Raw genomic sequence first — 2,549 nt, forward strand, 5'->3', positions numbered from 1 at the left:
GTAAGCGTAAGCCTGTCGTGGCCTTGCGGTGACCATGGCGCGTGGTGGATGTCGTGTGGATGCCCGACGACGTGACACCGCCTGCAGCACTCGCAAACCGCTCATACGACGGTCGTAAGAGCGGTCCCGGATTGGGGCCCGACCCTGCCGTCGAGGTCCGAGTGCGCGCGGTCCGCCGGCGCGACTGGTCTCCGGAGGAGCGGCTCCGGATCGTGCGGGAGACCCTGGAACCCGGCGCGGTTATCCAGACCGTGGCGGACCGGAACGGGGTGAGCACGGGACAGCTCTACACTTGGCGCAAGCAGATGTTGGCGACCGCGATGGCGAGGTTCACGCCGGTGGCGATGGTGCAGGAGCCGCTGCCATCTGCGTTGTCTGCCCCGCCCGCGGTGCCTGCAGCCGTGGAGGCGGCGGGCAGCCTGGAGATCGTGCTGCCGAGCGGCGCGAGTATCCGGGTGACGGGCGCCGTTGATGCGGTGACGCTGCGCATGGTGCTGGCCGAACTGGGTGGTCGGTGATGTTCGGCCCGCCGCCTGGTACGCGCGTCTACCTTGCTTGTGGCGCGACGGATATGCGTAAGGGATTCGACGGCTTGGCCGCGCAGGTGCAGACCGTGCTCTCGCAGGATCCGTACAGCGGCGCGGTATTCTGCTTTCGTGGGCGCCGAGGTGACCTGCTGAAGATTTTGGTCTGGGACGGTCAGGGCCTGGTTCTCGTGGCCAAGAGGTTGGAGAAGGGTCGCTTCGTGTGGCCGCAGGCGACGGGCGGTGTTGTCTCTCTGACCCCGGCCATGCTCTCGATGCTTTTGGAAGGGATTGACTGGCGCATGCCGGCCTGGACGGCGCGGCCCGAGGTGGTTGGGTAACACCCTCCTTATTTGCAGCGACGCGATGCGGTCAGCGACGATTCCCGCGTGGCCTCCGAGCTCGACACCGCGGCATTCCCGGATGACGTCGAGACGCTGCGCGCCTTGCTGGCGCAGCGCGATGTGCTGATCGCCGAGCACAAGGCAGCGCTGGCCGAACGCGAGGCCGAGCTGCGCAACGCGGGCTTCGAGATCGAGAAACTGAAGATCCAGCTGGTGACGCTACGGCGCGACCGCTACGGCCGGTCCTCCGAGAAGCTGGCGGCCGAGGCCGACCAGCTCGAGATGCTGATCGGCGACCTTGAGGAGAACCAGGCAGAGCGCGAGGCCGCGGCGGCGGAGGAGGAGCGCCGAACCAAGGACAAATCCGGCAACCAACGGAAGCCTGCCACGCGCCGGCCGCTGCCCGAACACCTGCCGCGCGAGACCGTGGTGCACGAGCCCGTCCTCGCCTGTCGCTGCGGCTGCACCGATCCCGCTCGCCTGACGCGGCTCGGCGAGAGCGTCACGGAGGTGCTGGAGAAGATCCCAGCACGGTTGAAGGTGATCCGGCACGTCCGGCCGCGCTATGCCTGCCGGGCCTGCGAGGCCATGCTGCAGGCGCCCGTCCCGGCCCTGCCCATCGAGCGGGGCCGGCCCGGGCCCGGCCTCGTGGCCCATGTGCTGGTCTCCAAGTATCTCGACGGCCTGCCGCTGTTCCGGCTCTCGGGCATCCTGGGGCGCGAGGGGGTGGCGATCGAGCGCCAGACCCTGGCCGACTGGGTGGGGCATGGCGCCTGGTGGCTGCGGCCGCTGGCCGAGGCGATCGGCACCTACGCCCTGGCGCAGGGCGTGATCTGGACCGACGACACCACCATCCGCGTCCTCGCCCCAGGGCGCGGCCGGACCCGCATCGGCCGGTTCTGGGTCTATGCCTTCGACCCCAGGCCCTGGAACGGCACCGGCCCACCGGCGGCATTCTACTGCTACTCACCGGACCGCAAGGGCGAGCGGCCACGCGAACACCTGGCCGGCTATGCCGGCTGGCTGCACGCCGACGCCTATGCCGGCTACGACGCGCTGACCGCGGCGAAGGGCGGCAAGCCGCCGCAGATCACGCATGTGGCCTGCATGGCCCATGCGCGGCGCGAGCTGTTCAAGGTCTACGACAGCACCAGGTCGCCGATCGCCGAGGAAGCCCTGCGGCGGATCGGCGAACTCTATGCCATCGAGGCGGCGGTCAACGGCCAGCCGCCGGAGCGGCGCCACGCGGCGCGCCAGGTGCAGAGCAAGCCGCTGCTCGATGCCCTGCACACCTGGATGCTGCAGCAGCGGCGCCGGCTCTCCGGCAAATCGACGCTGGGCAAGGCGCTGCAGTATGCGCTGAACCGCTGGGATGCACTGGCGCGCTACGTCGAGGACGGCAGGCTCTCAATCGACAATAACCTGTCCGAGCGGCAGCTGAGAGGGATCGCTGTCACGAGGAAAAACTATCTGTTCGTCGGCAGCGACGCAGGCGGGCAGCGCGCCGCCGTCATCTACACCATCGCGGAGACCGCGAAGCTGAACGGCCTCGACCCGGAAGCCTACATCGCCGCCGTGCTCGATCGGCTCGCAGGCGGCCACCCCATCACCCGCATCCACGAATTGCTGCCCTGGAACTTCAAGGCAGAACGTCAACCCGCCGCAATGGGCTGACGCTTAC

The 2,549-nt window shown here is 69.0% G+C and carries 3 protein-coding genes; all 3 read left to right on the top strand.

The genetic code is table 11. The features are described from left to right. Positions 1-59 precede the first annotated feature (59 nt). From tnpA to tnpC, 3 genes are read left to right on the top strand one after another with little or no spacing between them, the layout of a single operon-like run. Complete coding sequence (gene tnpA, locus LHA35_RS28090; RefSeq protein ID WP_226614833.1) at positions 60-518, top strand: IS66-like element accessory protein TnpA; 459 nt, start codon at positions 60-62, stop codon at positions 516-518. Then, positions 518-865, top strand: coding sequence for an IS66 family insertion sequence element accessory protein TnpB (gene tnpB, locus LHA35_RS28095; protein ID WP_226614848.1), 348 nt, complete (start codon positions 518-520; stop codon positions 863-865). Before tnpA ends, tnpB begins: the two co-directional genes overlap by 1 nt. A gap of 48 nt (positions 866-913) precedes the next feature. Further along, positions 914-2,542, top strand: a complete 1,629-nt coding sequence (gene tnpC, locus LHA35_RS28100; RefSeq protein ID WP_226614869.1) for an IS66 family transposase — start codon at positions 914-916, stop codon at positions 2,540-2,542. Positions 2,543-2,549 lie beyond the last annotated feature (7 nt).

The organism is Roseicella aerolata (assembly GCF_020523605.1).
Lineage (GTDB): Bacteria > Pseudomonadota > Alphaproteobacteria > Acetobacterales > Acetobacteraceae > Paracraurococcus > Paracraurococcus aerolatus.